The 1,643-nt window shown below is 47.8% G+C and carries 1 pseudogene; it reads right to left on the bottom strand.

What is annotated here, in order from left to right:
- Window positions 1-1,643 (bottom strand): annotated as a pseudogene (locus NG792_RS28380) (putative Ig domain-containing protein); the annotation flags it as partial.

The following is a 1,643-nucleotide window of genomic DNA, read 5'->3' on the forward strand; positions in this document are numbered from 1 at the left end:
GACTCACTCCCATCCCTTTCCTGAGAAATCAAATCCAGTCCATGCAGATAGTTGACCGCAACAGCATCATCCACATATTCCGACAACACCTCAGCATAGGGACGGTTCTTATCCACGAGGTACTCCCTCGTCACCCCATTCACCGTCGAACTGACCCGAATATTATCAGTATCATACTCGTAACTGATGACATCCCCAGTTGATGTGGTCACCCCAACCAGACGATTCTCCTTATCCCAGGAGTACGTCGTATTCCCTACGACATTGTTATTCCCATCCTTCTCAACCCGTTCTATCGTGTTGCCATTGTCGTCATAACGGTAGGAGATCGCACGAACCAGACCCCCATCAGTAGTCAACTCTTCCCGAATCAGGCGATCGTTCTCATCGTAAACATAAGTCGTCGTCCCCTCAACCGAATCAATCCGACTCAAGCGATTTCCCACCGCATCATAGGTGTACTCTATGGTGCGGTTCCCATTTACGGGGTCAGCGATCGTCTCTTTGGTTAGACGATACAAATCATCGTATTCATACTCTACTTTCCGGCCATCACGTTCTTCAACAACCCGGCGATGTCCCACTGGGTCGAGAGTGTAATCGTAACTAGCAATGAGTGTTCCATCCTTGACATAACTCACCGACTCCAACCGATTCAATTCATCATAAGTCCGAGTTTCTACTACCCCATTCGGTAACTCAGTCCGGATTAAATTGCCAACATCATCATAGGAATAACTCGTGACTCCAGCATCATCCGTCACCATTTTCAGACGATTTTGCGAGTCAAAAGCGTATTCTACCGTTCCCGTTGGAGTCGTTACAGAAGTGCGATTTCCCGCAGCATCGTATCCATATTCAATTGAAGCACCACTGGCGAGATACTGTCCATCTGGGTCAGTCCGAGAAAGCAACCGACCGAGTTCATCGTAGACATAACTCGTCACCCCGCGATTATCCGTTACGGTTTCTAGTTGTCCAGTTGGGGTGTAGGTGAAACTGGCAATTGACGTTTCTCCCACTCGCTTTTCAACGAGACGATTTTGCGCGTCATAGTTGTAAGTAATGGTGTCCCCATTGAAGTCGGTAACGCTAAAAGTATTACCTACGGCGTCATATTCTGTCGTAGAACGTTGAGTTTCAGGTAATTCGACTGCAATGCGACGACCCAGGTTATCGTACTCGTAATTTGTTCGACGGTTGTTGGCATCCTCCTGCCAAATTAATCGACCCAATTCATCGTAACCATACTCAGTCCGGATTTCTTCGCCATTGAGGAACTGCACCACATCCGTCAAGCGACCGAGTGCATCGTATTCATACTCGGTTTTATTACCCGCTTGGTCGATCGCAGCAACCCGACGACCGAGTGCATCGTAAATTGTTTCTGCCTTAGTTCCATCAGCAAAATGCGTTGCAACTAAGCGTCCCAGATTATCGTAAACGAACCGAGTCGCATGACCTTGAGCATCAATTTCCTTGACTCGCTGTCCTGCATTATTATACTCAGACTTGCTACGCGGATTATCTGATAAATCGTCTGGCGTATCATCCGGATAAATCGTCTCTATCAACCGACCCGCATCATCGTAGCGATACTCAGTCCGATTACCGCGTTCGTCTATATTCGCCTTAACTTGGCC

The sequence above is a fragment of the Laspinema olomoucense D3b genome (assembly GCF_025370785.1).
Lineage (GTDB): Bacteria > Cyanobacteriota > Cyanobacteriia > Cyanobacteriales > Laspinemataceae > Laspinema > Laspinema olomoucense.